At 69.2% G+C, this 20027-nt stretch carries 20 protein-coding genes; 8 read left to right on the forward strand and 12 right to left on the reverse strand.

Features of this window, described 5'->3' with window-relative positions; translation table 11 throughout:
- Nucleotides 1–23: 23 nt before the first annotated feature.
- Both ACWIGI_RS40275 and ACWIGI_RS40280 read right to left on the reverse strand, forming a co-directional pair.
- Nucleotides 24–875, reverse strand: a complete 852-nt coding sequence (locus tag ACWIGI_RS40275; RefSeq protein ID WP_454208932.1) for an Abi-alpha family protein — start codon at nucleotides 873–875, stop codon at nucleotides 24–26.
- The gene (locus tag ACWIGI_RS40280) at nucleotides 872–2218 is read right to left on the reverse strand and encodes a hypothetical protein (protein ID WP_454208934.1); all 1347 of its coding nucleotides are present in this window, start codon (nucleotides 2216–2218) and stop codon (nucleotides 872–874) included. The genes ACWIGI_RS40275 and ACWIGI_RS40280 overlap by 4 nt, the downstream gene beginning before the upstream one ends.
- 325 nt (nucleotides 2219–2543) lie before the next feature.
- On the opposite strand from ACWIGI_RS40280, the gene ACWIGI_RS40285 reads away from it, so the two are divergent.
- The gene (locus ACWIGI_RS40285) at nucleotides 2544–3437 is read left to right on the forward strand and encodes an Abi-alpha family protein (protein WP_454208936.1); all 894 of its coding nucleotides are present in this window, start codon (nucleotides 2544–2546) and stop codon (nucleotides 3435–3437) included.
- A gap of 117 nt (nucleotides 3438–3554) precedes the next feature.
- Nucleotides 3555–4070, forward strand: a complete 516-nt coding sequence (locus tag ACWIGI_RS40290) for a nuclear transport factor 2 family protein (protein ID WP_454208938.1) — start codon at nucleotides 3555–3557, stop codon at nucleotides 4068–4070.
- Nucleotides 4071–4237: 167 nt separating this feature from the next.
- Here ACWIGI_RS40290 and ACWIGI_RS40295 read toward each other — a convergent pair whose 3' ends face one another.
- Nucleotides 4238–5863 (reverse strand): peptide chain release factor 3, encoded by a 1626-nt coding sequence (locus ACWIGI_RS40295; protein ID WP_454208940.1) that lies wholly within the window; start codon nucleotides 5861–5863, stop codon nucleotides 4238–4240.
- Nucleotides 5864–5960: 97 nt separating this feature from the next.
- Nucleotides 5961–6533: a TetR/AcrR family transcriptional regulator gene (locus ACWIGI_RS40300; protein ID WP_454208942.1), complete on the reverse strand. Its 573-nt coding sequence runs from the start codon at nucleotides 6531–6533 to the stop codon at nucleotides 5961–5963.
- A gap of 148 nt (nucleotides 6534–6681) precedes the next feature.
- Here ACWIGI_RS40300 and ACWIGI_RS40305 point away from each other — a divergent pair, with 148 nt between their 5' ends.
- From ACWIGI_RS40305 to pth, 3 genes are all read left to right on the forward strand, one after another.
- On the forward strand, nucleotides 6682–7350 hold the full coding sequence (locus ACWIGI_RS40305; RefSeq protein ID WP_454208944.1) for a lysophospholipid acyltransferase family protein: 669 nt from the start codon (nucleotides 6682–6684) through the stop codon (nucleotides 7348–7350).
- A 231-nt stretch (nucleotides 7351–7581) separates the two neighbouring features.
- Complete coding sequence (locus ACWIGI_RS40310; RefSeq protein ID WP_454208946.1) at nucleotides 7582–8196, forward strand: 50S ribosomal protein L25/general stress protein Ctc; 615 nt, start codon at nucleotides 7582–7584, stop codon at nucleotides 8194–8196.
- A gap of 24 nt (nucleotides 8197–8220) precedes the next feature.
- Nucleotides 8221–8802, forward strand: coding sequence for an aminoacyl-tRNA hydrolase (gene pth / locus ACWIGI_RS40315; RefSeq protein WP_454208948.1), 582 nt, complete (start codon nucleotides 8221–8223; stop codon nucleotides 8800–8802).
- Between the two features lie 76 nt (nucleotides 8803–8878).
- Here pth and ACWIGI_RS40320 read toward each other — a convergent pair whose 3' ends face one another.
- From ACWIGI_RS40320 to egtA, 5 genes are all read right to left on the reverse strand, one after another.
- Entirely contained in the window at nucleotides 8879–9277 is a 399-nt protein-coding gene (locus tag ACWIGI_RS40320; RefSeq protein WP_454208950.1) for a hypothetical protein, read from the reverse strand.
- A gap of 54 nt (nucleotides 9278–9331) precedes the next feature.
- Nucleotides 9332–10303 (reverse strand): L-histidine N(alpha)-methyltransferase, encoded by a 972-nt coding sequence (egtD, locus tag ACWIGI_RS40325; RefSeq protein ID WP_454208952.1) that lies wholly within the window; start codon nucleotides 10301–10303, stop codon nucleotides 9332–9334.
- On the reverse strand, nucleotides 10300–11187 hold the full coding sequence (locus ACWIGI_RS40330) for an ergothioneine biosynthesis protein EgtC (protein WP_454208953.1): 888 nt from the start codon (nucleotides 11185–11187) through the stop codon (nucleotides 10300–10302). Before ACWIGI_RS40330 ends, egtD begins: the two co-directional genes overlap by 4 nt.
- A complete protein-coding gene (gene egtB, locus ACWIGI_RS40335; RefSeq protein ID WP_454208955.1) occupies nucleotides 11187–12527 on the reverse strand; it encodes an ergothioneine biosynthesis protein EgtB in 1341 nt (446 codons plus the stop codon). Before egtB ends, ACWIGI_RS40330 begins: the two co-directional genes overlap by 1 nt.
- A 148-nt stretch (nucleotides 12528–12675) precedes the next feature.
- A complete protein-coding gene (gene egtA / locus ACWIGI_RS40340) occupies nucleotides 12676–14067 on the reverse strand; it encodes an ergothioneine biosynthesis glutamate--cysteine ligase EgtA (protein WP_454208957.1) in 1392 nt (463 codons plus the stop codon).
- Between the two features lie 123 nt (nucleotides 14068–14190).
- Here egtA and ACWIGI_RS40345 point away from each other — a divergent pair, with 123 nt between their 5' ends.
- Both ACWIGI_RS40345 and ACWIGI_RS40350 read left to right on the forward strand, forming a co-directional pair.
- The gene (locus ACWIGI_RS40345; protein WP_454208958.1) at nucleotides 14191–15363 is read left to right on the forward strand and encodes an aminotransferase class V-fold PLP-dependent enzyme; all 1173 of its coding nucleotides are present in this window, start codon (nucleotides 14191–14193) and stop codon (nucleotides 15361–15363) included.
- A gap of 109 nt (nucleotides 15364–15472) precedes the next feature.
- Entirely contained in the window at nucleotides 15473–17119 is a 1647-nt protein-coding gene (locus ACWIGI_RS40350) for a fatty acyl-AMP ligase (protein WP_454208960.1), read from the forward strand.
- Between the two features lie 63 nt (nucleotides 17120–17182).
- Here ACWIGI_RS40350 and ACWIGI_RS40355 read toward each other — a convergent pair whose 3' ends face one another.
- A complete protein-coding gene (locus tag ACWIGI_RS40355; protein WP_454208962.1) occupies nucleotides 17183–17818 on the reverse strand; it encodes a DUF2461 domain-containing protein in 636 nt (211 codons plus the stop codon).
- A 57-nt stretch (nucleotides 17819–17875) separates the two neighbouring features.
- On the opposite strand from ACWIGI_RS40355, the gene ACWIGI_RS40360 reads away from it, so the two are divergent.
- A complete protein-coding gene (locus tag ACWIGI_RS40360; RefSeq protein WP_454208964.1) occupies nucleotides 17876–18610 on the forward strand; it encodes an HAD family hydrolase in 735 nt (244 codons plus the stop codon).
- Nucleotides 18611–18721: 111 nt separating this feature from the next.
- Here the strand turns inward: ACWIGI_RS40360 and ACWIGI_RS40365 are convergent, their stop codons facing one another.
- Both ACWIGI_RS40365 and ACWIGI_RS40370 read right to left on the reverse strand, forming a co-directional pair.
- Nucleotides 18722–19366, reverse strand: coding sequence for a hypothetical protein (locus ACWIGI_RS40365; protein ID WP_454208965.1), 645 nt, complete (start codon nucleotides 19364–19366; stop codon nucleotides 18722–18724).
- Nucleotides 19367–19482: 116 nt separating this feature from the next.
- Nucleotides 19483–19800: a hypothetical protein gene (locus ACWIGI_RS40370; RefSeq protein WP_454208966.1), complete on the reverse strand. Its 318-nt coding sequence runs from the start codon at nucleotides 19798–19800 to the stop codon at nucleotides 19483–19485.
- Between the last annotated feature and the right edge of the window lie 227 nt (nucleotides 19801–20027).

Consider the following 20027-nt stretch of genomic DNA (forward strand, 5'->3'; position numbering starts at 1 on the left):
TCAGCCGCGCCGTTCGATGACGATCAGCCGTGCTGTTCCAGCGCGGCTCGATCCAGCGCCGGCACCGGCAGGCAGGTGCGCACGAAGCCCGCGCCGAACGAGGTCAGTTCGATCGTCCGGTACAGCACCTTCGTACCGAATCCGGCGCGCTTCAACAGCTTCCGCACCTCGGGCAGCGCTTCGAGCAGCTGGTACCTGTTCGGATTGCCGAGTGGTTCGCGCGCGATGTCGACCAGTCCGAGCCGGTCGAGATTGGTCAGATACTCCTCGACCCGGTTGGGGTAGCGCAGCGCGGCGTCGTCGCCCAGCAGCGTGAACTCGCCGCCGGCGCCGGTGCGGCCGGTGCGCACCACCAGAATCGGCTGGGGGCCGTCGAGATAGAGGAATCGAATGACGCGGGCCTCGTCCGGGGCCAGCTCGCCCAGGATCCGGGCGTACGCGGGATGGTGACGGGACTCGTCCTCGGCATGGAAATCGGCTGAGCGCCGGAGCAATTCGGCGCCGCGGGCACGCAGGACGGTGGCGGGGGAGACCTCGGGGGCGATATCGGCCGGGTGCGGGGCGGGCACGCCCAGCGCCTGTCTGACCGAATGTCTGACCTGCGCATGGGCTTCGGAGAGGATGTCGCGCGGCGGCTGACCGGCGACGCTGCCGCGCAGGACGACCGAGGTGACCCCGAGCGCGGTGCTCAGACCCCACGTGCCCGCCTCCACCGCGGCCGACACCGCCACGCGCACCACGCCCGTCGCGGTGCGCACCGGCCCGGTGACGAGACCGCGCGCGGCAACCGGAACCGGCAGTGGTGTGCCCCGGCGCACCAGCAGCTCGGTGGAGGTATCCGCGGGTTCCGCCTCGCCCGAGTCGGATTCGGTCATATCCATGTGGTAGCCACTCCTGTTCCGAAGATCAGGAGGTGAGCGTAACCGGCCAGGAGCCCCAGCGCGCCGCCATGGACAAACAAGAGCCATTCATCTTGTTTGATGGCCGATCGCAGCATGTCGACGAACTCCGGCGGGGCCAGCGCCGACATTTGTTTGGCTATGTAGTCCTGGACCTGTTTGCCCTGCTGCACATTGAACGCCGGATCCGCGAACGCGATGGGCGCGATGCTCATCGCCTCGGAGGTGAAGCTGTCCTGCAGCGAGTCGTATTCGCGACTGCCCAGCATGAACTTGACCGCACCGCGCGCGGGCCCCAGCGCGCGGTCAGCGGCGGGCTTGAGGGTGTCCTGGAGCATCTGCATGGTGCGGTCGCTGCGCGGGCCGTTGAGCAGTTCGTCGCCGATGTTCGCGACGGTCATGACCTGACTGGCGACCATCTCGGCGTACCCCTCGGTGATCTCGGGCTGGCGCTTGATGAGCAGGCCCTGCCGCCACGGGCACCACCACTTCGGATACGCCGGCGCGAAGATCATGTTGATGCCGACCCAGTTGACGACCCAGCCGATGACGATGCCGCCGACCGGCAGCACCAGCAGCGCCGACCAGCCGGTCCAGTGCAGGACGCCGACCAGCAGCAGACCCATGGGCGCGCCGAAGTAGAAGCCGAAGTTCTGCATGAAGCGCAGTTCCTTGGCGCCCAGCACCTGGAAAAGGCTGTTGAGCAGTTGCGGGCGCGCCTGGAAGTAGCGAATGACCATCTGCTTCACATCCAGCAGTTGGTCGATGTTGTTGCCGAGTTCGTCGGTGAGTTCGCGCAGAATATCGGGCAACTGCTCGCGAACTCGGTTGTGGACCATCTCGCGAATACCGGTCGGCAGGTTGTACCAGAGTTGCGGATGTTCACGGCGCAGGATGTCCTCGACGATGTCGTGGATCTGAGTTTCCGCTATTTCAGTCAAATGTTCAGCAAGCTTGTCGGGTTCCAGCTCGCGATAGAAATCCGCGACACTCCCGAGTTTCGCCAAACCTTTATCGACGGCGATGCTCGCCATCTTGTCCGCGCGGGACGGGACGATCCCCTGCCAACCCATCCGCCCGTCGTACTGCAGCAACGGCAGCACCTGAATCCGCTTGGGCAGGTAGGGAAACAGCGCCGCCAACCCCGGCAGCCGGAACCCGTGAAACCGGATCGGCTTGAACAGCATGAGCACGCCGGTCCAGTTGGTGATGTAGCCGATGACACCCGTGAACAACGGAATCGTGAGCAGTTCCAACAAAATTGTCGGGTGCACTCCGAAGACACTCTCTAACAAGTTCACCCTCCTGCCGACCCGCACCCGGAACCGCCGCCGGCGTACGCACCCCTCGGCGCCTCGGACCTTACTGTGAATTCAGGAAGCGAGTCCAGCGTGGCGCTGTCTGAGTCGGAGATCTCGGTCACACTGGGGTGCCCCGATGTCCCGGTACTTCGGCGTGGGCACAACAATGGCGGGAGCCACATCCATATCCTCAGCGGTACGGGGGTGTCAGGGGTCATGCTCAGCGCGTGTGGCCGTGCTCGAACCGGGTAGCCTTCGGGTGGCTTTGTCCGGTTCGGCGTGCTCGGGGGTCGAGCGGCGGCAATAATCTGTGGACGGTTAGTTCACCTGGCGATATTCGGAGATGGACGTGGCAGACGATAGGACCGGGCAGGACGTGGTCCGCCCGGGTTCGCGCGCCGTGGAACGCAGCTCGGACGTGGAGCAGCGGCAGATCAGCAATGAGGCGCGCCTCATCCGGGGTGCTTTCCGGGCCGCCGGGCTCGCGGTCGGCACCGCCGTGCGCGGCACCGAGTGGGCGGTCGGCACCAGTGTCGAGATCACCAAACAACTGACCCAGGCGGCGCTGGACGGCGATTCGTCGGCCGATATCGCCGAGCGCACGGGGGCGGCGCTGCGCTCGATCGCCAGAAGCGCGCTCGGGGTCACCGAGGGCTCGGTACGCGAGATCGTCAGCTACGTGCCGACCCCGGTCGGCGGGCCGAGCCATCCCCAGCCCGCGCTGAACGGGACCAACGGCCTGGTGCGGTCGGCCTCGGGCGCGGACCTGCGCCGTCGCGGCGACGCGCTGCTCGCGCGCTCGGCCGACGTGTACTTCACCGAGGACGTGCACCCGGCCTACGACCGCATCCTCGATCAGCTCGCGCCGGACGAGGCGCGCATCCTGCGTTTCATGGCGCTCAACGGCCCGCAGCCCTCGGTCGACGTGCGCACGAACCGCCCGCTGGGCATCGGCTCGGAGCTGGTCCAGGGCGATCTGACCTCGGTGCCGGAGCAGGCGGGCGTGCGCTATCCCGATCGCGCCCGGCACTACCTGATCAACCTCAACCGGCTCGGGCTCACCGCGACCTCCGACGATCCGGTGTTGCTCTCGCGCTACATGGTGCTGGAGGTGCAGCCGGTGGTGGAGACCGCGCTGAAGAAGGCGGGCCGGGTGCCCAAGATCGTGCGAAAGAGTCTGCGCCTCACCGAGTTCGGCGAGGACTTCTGCACCACCTGCTTCACGATCAACAGCTGAGCGTGTCCCGCGTCCCGGTGGTTTCCGGGGCGCGGGTGCGCCCGTCTGATAGCGATACGGTACAAATCTGCGCTAAATCGCGCGGTATCCCGCATTCCTGATGGGATTGTGGGAGGCATGGATTCCGATGCGGTTGCCGCGATCAGCCGGCTGAAGTTCCGGTATCTGCGTGCCCTGGACACGAAATCGTGGGAGGAGTTCGCCGACACCATGATTCCGGAGGCGACCGCGACCTACAGCGAGTACCTCCAGTTCGAATCGCGCGACGCCTTCCTGGCTTTCATGCGCAACACCCTGGGCCCGCACGTGATCACCGAACACCGCTGCGACCACCCGGAAATCGATGTCACCGGGGACAAGGCCGTCGGCACCTGGTACCTGGCCGACACGGTCCTGATCCCCGGCCACAACATGCTGCTGCGCGGCGCCGCCTTCTACTCCGACCAGTACGTCAAATGCGACGACGGCAAATGGCGGATAGCCCACACCGGCTACGAGCGCACCTACGAGGTGGTCCTGTCCCTCTCGGACCTCCCGAGCCTCCGCCTCACGTCGAGCCGCTGGGGCCTGATCGCCCGCGACCCGGCAGATGCCCCGCGCACCGACCCCGAATCCACGGGCACCATGGGCTGACGGGGGCCTTCGCCCCACATCTCGAGACGTATGGTTCCGGGGGTGGGAACCCTTCCCCGCGGTGGGCCGGAGCGAGAAGTCTCGGGCCCGTCCCGATTCGGGGGTCCGGGGGCATGGCCCCCGGAATCTTCCCACTTCAGGGGGTGTGGGGGCATAGCCCCCGCGACTCAATCCGTACCCGCGACCAGGTGCTCGAGGGTGAGCTTCGGGAACTCCTTCACGATGTACTGCAGCCGCCACTTGTCGCTGAACAGCGCCAGGATCGCGCCGTCGGTGCGGGTGAACACCTCGACCCCGCGCTGGCGGTCGAGTTCCTCGGCCGACTCGGCGTCGGTGCGGCGGGCCAGCGAGTAGGGCAGGTTGTCGAGCTGGGTCTCGACGCTGAACTCGCTCTTCATGCGGGCCGTGACGACCTCGAACTGCATGGGGCCGACCGCCGCGAGCACGGGGGAGGCGTCGCCGCGCATGTCGTTGCGCAGCACCTGCACCACGCCCTCGGAGTCGAGCTGGTCGATGGCCTTGCGGAACTGCTTGTACTTGCCCGCGCTCTGGGCGCGCAGGGTGGCGAAGTGCTCGGGCGCGAAGGACGGGATCGGCGGGAACTCCACCTTCTTGTCCACGAACAGGGTGTGCCCGGGCGCGAGGGCGGTCGCGTTGACCAGGCCGACCACGTCGCCCGGGTAGGCGGTGTCGACGGTGGTGCGCTCGCGGCCGAACACGGTGAGCGCGTACTTGGTGGCGAAGGGCCGTCCGGTCTGGGCGTGCGTCACGACCATGCCGCGCTCGAACTCGCCGGAGACGATGCGCATGAAGGCGAGCCGGTCGCGGTGCGCGGTGTCCATTCCGGCCTGCACCTTGAAGATGACGGCGCTGAACGGGTCGGTGATGTTGCGCGGATCGCCCTTGATGTCGACGCGCGCGGCGGGCGCGGGCGCGAGCTCGATGAGCGTGTCGAGAATCTGGCGCACGCCGAAATTCAGCATGGCCGAGCCGTAGATGACCGGTGAGGTGTGCCCGGCCAGGAAGAGCTCCTGGTCGTGGTCCTGCCCGGCGGCGGAGAGCAGCTCGCTCTCCTCGACGGCGGTCTCCCACACGTCGCCTTCGCGCTCGGCGGCCTGGGCGGGGGTGTAGCTCTCCTCGGGCGCGATGGTCGCGCCGCCCGCGGTGCGGGTGAAGTGGATGTACTCGGTCGGCGCGCCCTCCGCGCCGCGGCGCAGCAGGCCGCGGAAGTCGCCCGCGATGCCGACGGGCAGGAACAGCGGGGTCGGGGTCAGCCCGATGCGCTCGGTGATCTCGTCGAGCAGTTCCAGCGGCGCCTGGCCCGGCCGGTCCCACTTGTTGATGACGGTGATGACCGGGATGCCGCGATCGCGCGCGACCTGAAAGAGCTTGAGCGTCTGCGGTTCCAGGCCCTTGGCGGCGTCGATGAGCATGACCGCGGCGTCGACCGCGGTGAGCACCCGGTAGGTGTCCTCGGAGAAGTCGGAGTGGCCGGGGGTGTCGACGAGATTGATGACGCAGTCGCCGTATTCGAACTGCAGCGCGGTGGAGCTGACCGAGATGCCGCGCGCCTTCTCCATTTCCATCCAGTCCGAGACGGTCGACTTGCGACCCGCCTTGCCGTGGATGGCGCCGGCCTCGGAGATCACCTTCGCGTGCAGCGCCAGCGCCTCGGTGAGCGTGGACTTACCCGCGTCGGGATGGGAGATCACCGCGAAGGTGCGCCGCCGGGCCACCTCGTCGGCCACTCGCCCCGAATTGGGGGTGGTCGCGCTGGCAGTCGGGGAACTCACGGGAAACTCCTTCGCAGACGGCAACCGAACCAGGGTACGCGACGAGGTCCCGGCCCCCACCAGCCGGTTCCCCGGTCGGGCGTCCGGCGGCCGTCGATCAGGCAGTGCCCAGATGCCTGGCCACGGCCTGCGCGACCAGGTGGGACGGGTCCGTGCCCGGCGCGACCGCCTCGAGGCTGCGGGTGGCCACGACGGTGGCGATGCCGTGGAAGTGGGTCCACAGGCTCAACGCGAGTTCGTTGGTGTCCGATCGGGTGCGGCCGGGCGCGGATTCGCCGACCAGGTCGCGCCAGCGGTGGAACATCGGGAGGGTCACGGTGACCCGGAGATTGCCGCCCGCGCCCTCGAGGAGATCGTGGCGGAACATGAGCGCGAACATCTCCGGGTGGCCGGCGGCGAATCCCACGTATTCGAGTCCGGAGGCCTCGACGCGCGCGCGGGCCGACTCACCCTGTACCGCAGCGAGTCTCGCGCCGAGATCGGCGTAGCCGTGCGCCGCGATGGCGGCCAGCAGCGCGTTGTGGGTGGGGAACCAGCGGCGTGGCGCGCCGTGGGATACCCCGGCTTCGCGGGCGATGGCGCGCAATCCCAGTTGGGCGGCGCCGGTTTCCTCCAGCATCCGGACCCCGGTGCTCACCAGTCGTTCCCGTAGCGGCTCGACCACACTCATGCCCTCATCCTCCCGTGTCGCCGAACGTGTTCGCGCAGGGGCCTATACGGGTGTTTCGCCGCGGCCGGCGGTGCGGCGCGTTTCGCTGTAGACACTGTCTACCCCATCGTGTAGACAGTGTCTACACGAACTTTCCGGGGAGGTAGACATGTGGTACTGGCTGTTGAAGCACGTGCTGGTGGGTCCGGTGCTCCGCATCATGGGGCGCCCGAAAGTCGAGGGGCTGCACCACATTCCGGCCGACGGCCCGGTGATCATCGCGGCCAACCACCTGGCCGTGGTCGATTCGCTGTACCTGGCGCTGATCCTGCCCCGGCGGATCACCTTCATCGCCAAACAGGAGTACTTCACCACCGGCGGCTGGCGCGGCCGGGTGAACAGGTGGGTCATGAACGCGACGGGGCAGGTGCCGGTGGACCGGTCCGGCGGCGCGGCGGGCGGGGATTCGCTGAGCGCGGCGGTGGGGATCCTGCGGTCGGGCGGCATCTGGGGCATTCATCCCGAGGGCACCCGATCCCCGGACGGCCGGATCTATCGCGGCCGCACCGGCGTCATCCGGGTGGCGATGGAAACCGGGGCGCCGGTGATTCCGGTCGTGCTGTCCGGGACCGATAGGGTGAATCCGCGTGACCGGCGCTTCCTGCGTCCCGCGCAGGTGCGTATCTCCATCGGCCGCCCGCGCCACTTCGTCCCGGCCGACCGGCACGGCGTGCGCCGCGCGACCGACGAGCTGATGGCCGACCTGGTGCGCCGCTCGGGCCGTCCCTATGTGGATTGCTACGCGGCCACTTTCGCCGAACACGCCGACGCCGCATAGCTCGAGGTAGGGGCGGTGTAAAGCGGTTCGGGCCGCGTGTTAGAGTCTTCGGGTTGTCTCGGCGAGGGTGCGACACCCCCAAATGTCCACCGTGATCGACGCGGCTCGGCTTATTCGGCCGTCCATGTTGGTCTTCGCCCGACGAGCAGACCACTAATTCGCGCCAGGGCGGCAAGATCCCCTGGCCAGCACGCTGACATCAGCCCGGACGAGCCGTAGGAGTAGACAGTCATGTCCGACGCCAACCTTCTCGAAGCCACCGTACGCACCGAGTTCGGCAAGGGTGCCGCGCGCCGCACCCGCCGCGACGGCAACGTGCCCGCCGTGCTCTACGGCCACAACGAGGAGCCGCAGCACCTCTCGGTGAACTCCCGTGAATTCGCCGCCATCCTGCGCGAGCACGGCACCAACGCCATCCTGAACCTGAACATCGGCGGCAAGAAGCAGCTGGCGATGACCAAGTCCGTGGTCGTGCACCCGATCCGCCGCTACATCGAGCACGCCGACCTGCTGATCATCCGTCGTGGCGAGCGCGTCACCGCCGATGTGCACGTCGCCCTGGTCGGCGAGGCCGCCGCCGCCACCCTGGTCACCCAGGACGCCACCGTGCTGTCCATCGAGGCCGACGCCTTGAAGCTGCCGGAGTCCATCGAGGTCTCCATCGAGGGCATCGAGGCCGGCACCCAGATCCTGGCCGGCTCCATCGAGCTGCCCGAGGGCGTCACCTTGGCCGGTGACCCGGAGGCCCTGATCGTCAACATCATCGCCGCCCCGGCCTCCGCGCAGGAGACCGAAGAGGCTGCCGCTGCCGCCGCCGACGAGGCCGCTGCCGACGACGCCGAGTAATTCGGCCCCGCGCAACGGTTTTCGATGACCGAGGCATACGCCGGGCCCGCGCTCGTGGTCGGACTGGGTAACCCCGGAACCGAGTACGAGCGCACCCGGCACAATGTCGGTTTCATGGTCGCCGATGTGCTCGCGGAGCGCGTGGGCGGCCGTTTCACCGTGCACAAGAAGTCCGGTGCCGATCTACTGGAAGCCCGTCTGGACGGGCGCAAGGTATTGATCGCCAAACCGCGCAGCTATATGAATCTGTCCGGGCGGCCCGTCGCCGCGCTGGCCAAATTCTTCTCGGTGCCCGCCACCGAGGTCATCGCCGTCCACGACGAACTGGATCTGCCCTTCGGCGTGATCCGGCTCAAACAGGGTGGCGGCGAAGGCGGTCACAACGGCCTGCGCTCGATGTCGCAGGCGCTGACCACCAAGGACTATCTGCGGGTTCGTTTCGGAATCGGCCGGCCCCCGGGCCGCCAGGATCCGGCGGACTATGTGCTGAAACCCTTTTCCGCCGCGGAGCGCAAAGAGGTTCCGGTGATCGTGGAGCAGGCCGCGGACGCGGTGGAGACACTGCTCCGGGTCGGTCTGGTCGACGCCCAGAATCGGTTGCACTGAGCTGGCGAGTTAGCGTGCCCCCGTTCGGATTCCCTCGGGACCGACGGGGGCACGTTCGCGTTCGGCGCTTCCGACCTCAATCAACCGGGTCCGGCGACTGCCGCCACTCGCGCAACACGCGCCGCCCGCACAGCACCGTCACCCCGAGCGCTCCCACCGCGATGAGTGCGGCGGAGTGAATCCGCTCGGTACGATTCTGCGCACACTGCGGCCCGAAATCCGGTGCGGTGCAGTCCGAGCCGTCCGAACAGATCTCCGGGCCCGTCCAGGCGTTGCGGGGATGCACGATCGACCCGCAGTCCACGTATCCGGCCGGATGCGGGAGCGGGAGCACCAGCAGAGCGAGCGCGCCGGTCAGCAGGAGCAGGCCGCCGACAAGCCAGAGCCGATCGCGGCTCCAGCCGAGCAACAACGGCAGGGCGGTGCAGAACGCGGCCACTCCGAGGCAGAGGCCGAAAATCTCCCACGGCTTCACTGCCTTCGATCGTAGGGCGCGCGCCACACCCTCAGTGACGGATTTGCCGGTTTTCTAGTGACGTTCGGCGAGGACGAGCGCGAACCGATCCTGCGGATCCGTCCACACCCGCTCGGTGCCGAAACCCGCTGCGGCCAGCTCCTTCTCGAGGACGTCGGGACGGAACTTGGCGGAGATCTCGGTGCGCAGGTGCTCACCGGCGGCGAAATCGACCGTCAGATCCAGATCGGCGACGGTGACCGTCATGGCCTCGGTCGCCTCGAGCCGCATCTCGATCCACTCGTTCGCCGCGTCCCACAGAGCGACATGAGCGAATTTCTCGGGTGCGAAGTTCGCGCCCAGGCGGGAGTTGAGCACATGCAGCACATTGCGATTGAACTCGGCGGTGACACCGGCGGCATCGTCGTACGCGGGCACGAGCACCGCCGGATCGATGACCAGACCCGCGCCCAGCAGCAGCCGCTCGCCCGGTTCGAGCACATCGTGCACGCCGGACAGGAACCGCGCCCGCTCATTCGGGACCAGGTTGCCGATGGTGCCGCCCAGGAACGCGATCATGCGCCGGCCGCCGCGCGGCAGGTTCTCCAGCGTGGCGGTGAAATCGCTGACCACCCCGTGCACGGCCAGTTCCGGGAACTCGGCGGCGACCTCGTCGGCGGAGGCCCGCAGCGCGGACACCGAGACATCCTGGGGAACATAGGTTTTGAGCGGGCCGCCGGTGGTGAGCGCGTCCAGCAGCAGCCGGGTCTTGGCGGCCGAGCCCGCGCCCAGTTCGACCAGCACCTCGGCCTGGGCGATGGCGGCGATCTCGCCGACCACCCGCTCGAGCAGGGCGCGCTCGGTGCGCGTGGGGTAGTACTCCGGCAGTTCGGTGATGCGCTCGAACAGCTCGCTGCCGCGCGCGTCGTAGAACCACTTGGGCGGCAGCCACTTCGGGCTCGCGGTCAGCCCCTGCCGAACGTCGGACCGCAGTGCCGCGGTCAGGTCGTCGTCGGTGAGATGGATCTCCAGCGTCGCAGCGCTCATGAAGGTGCCCTTTCGATCTCGATATCGAGTGGCGTCACGGTGCATCGCCCCGGGCGCGCCACCACCAGTTGCCCGTCCGCGATCGGCTGCCAGCGCGGATCGTCGTCGTAGGGCTCGGAAGCCAGCACCGCGACATCCCCGTCGGCCAGTACGGCCAGCGAGTGGTACCGCGTGGTCGCCCACGCCGTTTCCCCGTCGCAGAGCAGCAGATTCAGTCGCGCGTCCGGAGATTCCCGCAGCACGGCCCGAACCAGCTGCCGCAGTGCGGTGTCCGGGTCGGTGTCCGCGAGCAGCGCGCGCAGAATCACCCACAGCACGGCCGAATCGGTCAGCGCCTCGGCCTCCAGCAGCCCGGTCACCCCGAACTCGGCAGCCACGGCGGTCAGCGCTCGCCGCCAATCCGGGACGGCGCCGTTGTGACTGAAGGCCCACCGCCCGTGCGTGAACGGCGCGCACGCGGCCCGCTCTACCGGCAGCCCCGCGGTCGCCGACCGCACGGCCGCCACCACCGCGCCCGAGAACAGTTGCGGCAGCACCTCATCCACCGCCGGGTCGCTCCAGATGGGTGCTGCGTTGCGGTAGCGCGTGACCCTGAGCGAGTCCCCGTCGGCGCGCACCTCGGACTCCGGACTACGGCCGCCCGCCGCGTCCGTTGCACCGGTCCCCGGCGACATCCCGCCGTGCCAGGCAACGCCGGCCCCCGGGTTCGGCGGCGCCGGCCGCACCGGCGTCCACCACGCGACCCCGAATCCGTCCGCGTTGATGGTGCCCCCGCCCCGCATCTCGCGGGGCGCCCACGACTGCGTGCGCAACGAGTGCGGTCCGCGAGTGATCAAGTCCCCCACCGGAACCGGGGGGCCCAGGTAGGCGAGGTGACGGCACATCAGCCGTCCTCGGGCGTGAGGTCGCGGGCCAGCCGGAAGCCGGAGAAGATCTGGCGGCGGATCGGGTGGTCCCAGTTGCGGAAGGTGCCGCGGGCCGCCACCTGGTCGGCGCCGAAGGAGCCGCCGCGCAGGACCCGGTAGTCACCGCCGAAGAAGACCTCGGAGTACTCGCGGTAGGGGAAGGCGCGGAAGCCGGGGTAGGGGGTGAATCCGGAGGACGTCCACTCCCACACGTCGCCGATCAGCTGGTGCACCCCGAGCGGGGAGACGCCGGCCGGATACGCGCCCGCGTCCGCCGGTTCCAGGTGGCGCTGACCGAGATTCGCGGTGTGCTCGCCGGGATCGGCTTCGCCCCAGGGGTATCGGCGCGAGCGACCGGTGGCCGGATCGAAGCGCGCGGCCTTCTCCCATTCGGCCTCGGTGGGCAGGCGCTTGCCCGCCCAGGTGGCGTACGCCTCGGCCTCGAAGAAGCACACGTGCACGACCGGCTGATGCGGCCGCAGCGGTCGCATCTCCCCGAAAACCCGCCGCCACCAATGGCCGCCGCCGTCGCGCTCCCAGAACTGCGGCGACGTCAGCCCGGCGTCGATGCGATGTGCCCAGCCCGCCTCGGACCAGAGTTCGGGGCGGTCGTAGCCGCCGTCCGCCATGAATTCCAGGTAGCGGGCATTGGTGACCGGCGCGATGTCGATGGCGTAGCCGGGCACGTGGACCGGGTGCGCGGGCCGCTCGTTGTCCAGCGCCCACGGATCGTCGTCGGTACCCATGACGAATTCCCCTGCGGGAACGACGACTTCACCGCCGGCGGGCACGCTCACCCCCGGCGGGGCGGGCGCGGTCAGCACCCGCTCACCCGTCCGCAGCTGATGGGTGGCCAGCATGGTCTCGTCGTGCTGCTGTTCGTGCTGGGCGATCATGCCGAAGGCGAAACCGTCCGACACCAGCGCGTCACCGCGAAGGGGGCTGCGCTCCAGCACATCCCACACCTTGTCGCGCACCGTGCCCACGTAGTCGCGCGCCTCGCGCGGATTCAGCAGCGGCAGCGCCGGGCGGTTGGCCCGCGCGTGCTTGAACGCGTCGTACAGCTCGTCGATATCGGCCCGAACCGCCTCGCGCCCACCGACATCGCGCACCAGCCAGAGTTCCTCCTGATTGCCGATGTGCGCCAGGTCCCAGACGAGCGGGCTCATGATCCGCGAGTGCTGCGCCACCAGCTCCGCTTCATCGACGCATTCGACCAGCCCCACCGTCCGGGCCCGCGCCCGTTCGAGGGTCTCGGCGATGCGCCCCCGCAGCCGCTCGGTCTCCGACCGGTCCGACCCCGGCAGCTGAATACTCATGACAGAACTCCGAATTCGAGGAAAGTGGTGATCCGCGGCGTGCCCGGTGGCCGTGGCTCGGCGGCGGACGCGATCGGCCGTACCCGCGGGCTCGTTCCGTGCCGGGGGTTGCCCCGCGCGGTGACTCGCGTCCGACGGCCTCCGGCGCTCATCTCCCGCCCTCGGTTCCGTGCCCTTCCGCGGGACCGGCGCCGGTGGCGCACCGAGCGGCGGCAGCGGCCAATTCCCCCGCGGCCGCTGGAGTCGGGGCGTGCGCCGCCGCCAGTTCGAGCAGGGCTACGGCCGCGTCACGGATCTCGGGATCGGCGAGACCGTGCCGGGCGGCCTCGGACCAGAGGTCGGCGGTCGGGGCGGTCAGGCCGGTGGCCTCCGCGACCGCGGCCGGGCTGCTCAGCAGGGCGTCGAAGACGTGGACCGGGGTGGTCCAGGTGTCGCCGGGCTGGGCGTCGAGGTAGCGGACCTCGAGGTGGCCCGAGGCCCGGACCAGCGGGAACAGGGTGGTCAGGTGGTAGTCGAGGTCGGATCGGCCGGGACGGCGGCCGATCTCCTCGTCCAACGCCCCGCACAACCAGTCGGCGAAGGTCGCCCCGGGCGGGGCCGACCAATCCGCGGTGTTCCCGGCGGCCGAAGCCCCCTGTCCGTTGCTCGCGGCGCGCCTCGGGTGGTGCGGCGCGGGCGCCGGGCGTACGCACAGCAGCGGGACGTCCAGGGCCCAGCGCGCGTAGCCGGTGATCGGGTCGGGCCAGTGGTGCACCGGCGGACGGGTGCGCTGGTGGTCCAGGCGGAGCCAGGCTCGCATGCGCTGGGACGCCCACTCGCCGGGTGGCGCGCCGTGCAGGGCCGGTGAGCAGGCGAAAGCGGCCAGCAGGGCCGGGCCCATGGCGTACAGGGCCGTCCAGCGCGCGGAGATCTCGGCCGCGTCGGTGCCGGCGTCCACGCTGACCTGGGCGGCGGCGGTGTTGCACATCATCAGCGCGCCGAACGGGCCGATGCCGGCGAAATTCTTCTCCATCGCGCAGTAGCGCGGGAGCTGGAGCAGCCGTTCGGGCGCGCGGTGTGCGTCGGCCGCGAGGGCGAAGGGGTGGATGTCGCGGGAATTCAGGAGTTCCCGGAGGCGGGCCGAATCGGCCCGCAGGCGCTCACTCAGTTCGGCGGCGGTGCCGAACGGGGCGCTGGAGAGTTCTATCTGACCGCCGGGTTCTACGGTGACCCGGCTTCCGCCCGGTAGCGGAAGCTCCGGTGACGCGGGGGAAATCGACTGTGGCGCATGGGGCCCGAGTGCGTCGGCGAGCACGGTCAACTCCGGACGCGGGGCGGACGGCGAACACTCACCGATCGCGGTGAGCCACTCGAGTTCGGCGCCGATCAGCGCGGGTGGCCCCTGCTTGAAACAGACCTTGCCGATGTACGCCTCCGCCGCGGCCCTGGAGGAGAACTCGCTCCCGGGCCCCTGCGCGGCGCGGCCGTTGTGCGCCGCGGCGGCCGGGACCGGTGGCCCGGCAACTCGTGGCAAACCGGTAGGGGACGTCGTGATCGCCATACCAACCTCCACTCACCCGAACAGCCGTCGCCCGGACGCAGGGCGACCCCAACCAGAGTAGCGACCCAATCCGACAAGAAATCTGACGAAAGGGAGAACACACCAACCGATATGGTCGATTCCATGGTGAACATCTCCCGCTTGCGGGCCGATACCCCGGGTTGCGAAGGCCAGGTTTTTCTCGACAGCGCCGGTTCCTCGCTGCCGCCGCGGATCGTGGTGGACACCGCGATCGACCATCTGCGGCGGGAAGCCGAGATCGGCGGCTATCGCGCGGCCAACGAGCGCCTCGGCGACCTGGCCGCGGTGAAGACCGCCATCGGCACGCTGATCAACGCCGATCCCGCGAACATCGCGCTGAGCGACAGCGCCAGCCGATCCTGGACCGACTTCTTCTACTCGGTGCCGCTGCGGGCGGGCGATCGCATCCTCATCTCGGGGGCGGACTACGCCAGCAACGCCATCGCCGCCCTGCAGCGCGCGCGGCGCAGCGGCGCGAGCGTGGAGGCGGTCCCCAGCGACAGCAGCGGGCAACTCGATCTCGACGCCCTGGCGTCCATGATCGACGAACGCGTGAAACTGGTCTCGCTGGTTCATGTTCCGACCAACGGCGGGCTGGTGAACCCGGTGGCCGAGGCGGCCCGCATCGCGCGCCGGGCCGGTGCGCTGGTCCTGCTGGACGCCTGCCAATCCGCCGGGCAGCTGCCCCTGGACGTGGCCGAACTGGACGTGGACGCGCTGTCGGCGACCGGGCGCAAGTGGCTACGCGGGCCGCGCGGCACCGGCTTCCTGTACGTGCGCCCCGAACTGGCCGCCACCATGGAACCCGAGCGTCTCGATCTGCACAGCGCCGCCTGGACCGGACCGGACGAGTACACCCTCGCCGCCGGCGCCACGCGGTTCGAATTCTGGGAATGCGATGTCGCGGCCCGGCTCGGCCTCGGTGCGGCCGTGCGCTACCTGCTCGAACTCGGCCCCGCGGAGGTGTACGCGGCCATCGCCGAGCGCGCCGCGTATCTGCGCAAGACGCTCGCGGAGATCCCGCGGGTCAGCGTCCGCGATCGCGGCACCCAGCATGCCGGAATCGTCTCGTTCACCGTCGATGGCCTCGATCCGATAGCCATCCGCGACCGCCTCGCCACCGAATCCATCACGGTCACCGTCAGCCACCGGTCCTCCACACTGCTCGACATGACCGACCGGGCCCTGCCCGCGGTGGTTCGCGCCTCCCCGCACGCCTTCGTCAGCTTCGAGGATCTCGACCGCTTCCGGCTCGCGGTCGCCGCCCTGACCTGACGCGCCGGGCGGGGGGCGAACCACGGCGTGGCGGAAAACCTCAAACGGACGACAGGGCGGTGCGGGGGCCGGGATAGTTGTCACATAGGCAGCGTTTGAGGAGTCGCTCATGAGCCGCTTCACCGACGAAATGTATGCAACAGCACGCACATCCGGCCACGGGTTGGTGACCGGTGAGCCGGACACGCCACTGCGCCGGACCTGGGGGGAGATACACGCGATCGCCCGGTGCATGGCCGGTGGGCTCGCAGCCGCCGGCATCGGGCAGGGCGACGCGGTGGGCGTGCTGGCCGGGATGCCGGTCGATATCGCGCCCGCCTGCCAGGCGGTGTGGATGCGCGGGGCGTCGATCACGATGCTGCATCAGCCGACCCCGCGCACGGATCTGCAGGTCTGGGCCCGCGACACCGAAACCGTGCTGCGCATGATCGAGGCGCGGGCGGTGATTCTGGGCGCGCCCTTCGAGGCCGCCGCGCCCCTGCTCGCCGAACGCGGCATCGCGGTGGTCACCATCGACGCGATGCGCGGCGGCGAGGCCATCGATCCGCTGCCGACCGGTGAGGACGACGTCGCGCTGCAGCAATTGACGTCCGGGTCCACCGGTTCGCCCAAGGCGGTGCGGATCACGCACGGCAATTTCTTCGTCAACGCCTACGCGATGTTCGATCGGGTGAAGTTCCAACTCGACGACGACGTGATGATCAGCTGGCTGCCGCTGTTCCACGACATGGGCATGGTCGGATTCCTCAGCGTGCCCATGCAATTCGGCGCCGAGGTCGTCTGCGTGACGCCGCTGGACTTCCTGATGCGGCCCATCCTCTGGGCCGAGCTCATCTCGAAATATCGCGGCACCGTCACCGCCGCACCGAATTTCGCGTACTCCCTGCTCGCCCGCAGACTGCGCAATGCCGAGGACGGCGCCTTCGATCTGAGCAGCGTGCGCTACATGTGGAACGGCGCGGAACCGGTGGACGCCGACACCATGGTCGCCCTGGCGGATGCCGGACAACGGTTCGGGCTCAACCCCATGGCGCTGACCCCGGTGTACGGCATGGCCGAAACCACACTGGCGGTGTCCATTCCGGATCCGGGGCTGGGGCAGGTGCTCGACATCGTCGACGCCGATCTACTCGAGGCGATCGGCAAGGCGGTGCCGGTCCGCCAGCCCGAACACCACTACGGCAACCTGCGCCGCCTGCCGACCCTGGGTTACCTGGTCGACAATCTCGAGGGCCGGGTGGTCGACGCCGATCGGCAGCCGCTGCCGGTGCGCAGCGTCGGGGTCATCGAGTTACGCGGCCCCGCCGTGACTTCCGGCTACGTCACCGTCAACGGTTTCGTCCCGGCGGTGGACGCCGACGGCTGGCTCGACACCGGCGACATCGGCTATTTCACCGATGCCGGCCTGGTCGTGGTGTGCGGCCGCATCAAGGACGTCATCATCATGGGCGGCCGCAACATCTTCCCGACCGACATCGAACGAGCCACCCTGCGCGTCAAGGGCGTTCGGCCCGGCAACGCGGTCGCGGTGCGCCTGGACGCGGGCCAGAAACGCGAGAGCTTCGCGGTGGTGGCCGAGAGCAACGATTACCAGAATCCAGAGGAGGTCAAGCGGATCGAGCACGACATCGTGCACGCGGTGTTCTCCGAGGTGGGTGTGCGTCCGCGCAGCGTGACGATTCTCGGGCCGGGGGCGCTGCCGAAGACGTCGTCGGGCAAGCTCCGCCGGTCGGCCACGGCGCAGCATTTGGGGTGAGTGTCTCTGCCCGGGTGGTCCGCGCACCTGGTTGGCGACTGTGGTCGAAGGACCTCGGGCGGCCTACTTCTGCGCGGTAACCGCCGCCAGCCACTCGACCACCGGCCGCAGCTCCTCCCACGCCGCCCGCACCCGCGCGGCGGTCTCGGGCCCGCTCAGCCACTCCGGCGCGCCGTACGAGCGGCTGACCACCAGCGTCCGATGTCGCAGCAGCTCGATCCGCGGGTGGTCGATCGCGAACCCCTTGGGCTTGGTCTTGAGCGTGTCCCCGCCGACCGTGTACCCGGCCGAGACCAGTTGTGCGAGCAGCTTTTCCAGCTCGGTCCCGCGCACCTCGTCGTCGATGGCGGTGCGCAGCGCGGCGAGCTGCGCGGGTTCGGTCGCGTACTGCCCGCCCGCGACGAACAGCCCCGAGGCGTCGATCTGCACGTACCACCCGTTGGACGGGGCCGCGTGCACCACCGCCCCCTGGCTGGTCTTGTAGGGCGTCTTGTCCCGCGCGAACCGCACGTCCCGATACGGCCGGAAGATCTTCCCCGTCCCGAAGTCGGGTTCGAGCTCGGCGATCAGCGCCTGCATGGGCGCCCGCACCGACTCCTCCCACACCGGCTTGTTGGCGGTCCAGAAGGCCTTGGAGTTGTCGGCCTCCAGGTCTTCGTAGAAGTCCAGGCCGGTGAGCGGGAAGCCAGTGAAGGGCACCGGACCAGGCTAATTGACGGGTCCGGGAGGCTGCGGATCGACCTAGAATCGCTGGCCATGGACGCGCTGCTGGTGCTGTGGGACATCGACCACACGCTGACCGAGAACAACGGCGTGAACAAGGAGATCTACCGCCTGGCGTTCGAGATGCTCACCGGCCGCCGCGCGGAACACCGCGCCCGAACCGATGGGCGCACCGAGCCGGTGATCATACAAAACATGCTGCTGGACCACGGAATCGAGCCGTCCGAGGTTCGCCGCGAGAACATGCTGGAGATCCTCGATTCGGCGACCGCGTCGACAATCGACACCCTGCGTGAACGTGGCCACGAGCTGCCCGGAGCCCGCGCGGTCCTGACGGCGCTCCACTCGATGCCCGACATTGTCCAGTCGGTGCTCACCGGCAATACGCGTGCGAACGCGGCGACCAAGCTGTCCGCGTTCGCCCTCGACGGCTACATGGACTTCGAGGTCGGCGGCTACGGCTCGGACCACGACGAACGCCCCCGCCTGGTCGCAGTCGCCCAGTGCCGGGCGTCGACAAAGTTCGCTGCCCCCTTCGACAACACGAACACCCTGGTAATAGGCGACACGACCCGCGACGTCCACACGGGCCGCCACGGCGGAGCCCACGTGATAGCGGTGGCGTCCGGCCCCGACAGCGTCGCCGAACTAGAAGCCGCGGGCGCGGATATCGTGCTTCCGGATCTACGCGATACCGAGAAAGCGGTCGCCGCGATAACCAGCTTCCGTAAACAGACCCCGCCCGGCCGGTCCGGGACCGCGACGTAGCTCCCGAAGCCGTTGTCCGAGCGCTCCTCTCACGCCGGACCACCACCCGCGGACAGCCCCCGGCACGGTGCGACCGCGCCGGGGGCCCGTCGAACTCTCGAACCGGACGCGCTAATTGTCCGTGGGCACCAACCCGTCGCTGCCCAGCACGATGAACGCGAAGATCAGGCCCAGGACCATGCAGACGCCGCCGGCTATCGCGGCCCACTTGCCGAGCTTCTCGCCCTTGCTGTTGCCGACCACGCCGAGCACGATCGCGGCGATACCGAAACCGAAGGGGCAGAACAGGAGTGCGATCGCGGCGCAGACGAAGCCGATGATCGAGAAGATCTGGGTGCCGGACTGCGGGGGCGGGGCGCCGTACGGCTGGTAGGGCTGGCCGGGCTGCTGGGGATACGCCGGGTAGCCGCCCTGGGGCGGATAGGGCTGACCCTGTTGCGGATAGGCGGGGTAGCCGGGCTGAGAACCCGGCGGCTGGCCGCCCATCGGCGGGTAGTTGTACACCCCGCCCGCCGGATACGGATCGCCCTGCGGCGGGGGACCACCCTGCGGATACTGCGCGCCCTGCGGGTCGGGGTACCCCGGCGGCGGATACTGGCCCGGCGCGCCCTGCGGGTACGGCTCCGGCGTGTATCCCCCGGCGGACGGTTCCGGCGCCGCGGGCGGCGGTGTCGCGGGCTGCTCCGGGGTCTCGGACTTCTCCTTCTTCAAGAAGTCGCCGGACCCGGACTGCGGTTCGTTCGGCGGTGTACTCATGCAGCGCCCTCCTCGGTAGTGGTGTGAACGCCCTTCATGGGTATCACCCGGTGGGCGCCGGCGCGAAACAATCGGTTCCCGGGTAGCGGCCCGGACACCCCGGATGATCGAGCGGGTCAGTCGTCGGGTTCGTCGACGATCTCCATGGCCGCGACCTCGGCGGGCCGATCGTCCTCGGACCTGTTCTCCTCGCGCTGGCGGCGGCGCGTCCATTCCTGGTCGAGTTCGGCCTCGATCCCGAGGCGGCCGGTGTCGTCGTTCTCGCGATTGCGGATGATCAGATCGTCGGGCGGGTCGGCGATGTAGCGCTCGTACTCGCGGACTTCGTCGGCCTGGTCGTCGTCGCCCAGGTCGTAGTCGAGGTTCTCGACGTCCTCGTTGTCGAGGACCTCGTCCATGAGCTGGTCGTCGTCATCGTTGCGCCGCTCGTCCATCCGGCACCGCCTCTCCTCCGCGCTCCCGTGACAATCCTTTGACCCCGTTCACGCTACCGCCGCCGCCCGGCGGCTTCACCCATTGCCGTCCATTCACAGCAGCGGGCCCCCCCCGGAACCCCCCGGGGGGGCGTGGGGGTGTTAAAGCTACCTCAACAGCGGAAACCGGTTAAAATCCGGTTTCCCAAACCTTAAGGAAAAACACCGCGAATGTATGAGCCAGCGCA

Source organism: Nocardia sp. NPDC055321 (genome assembly GCF_053645575.1).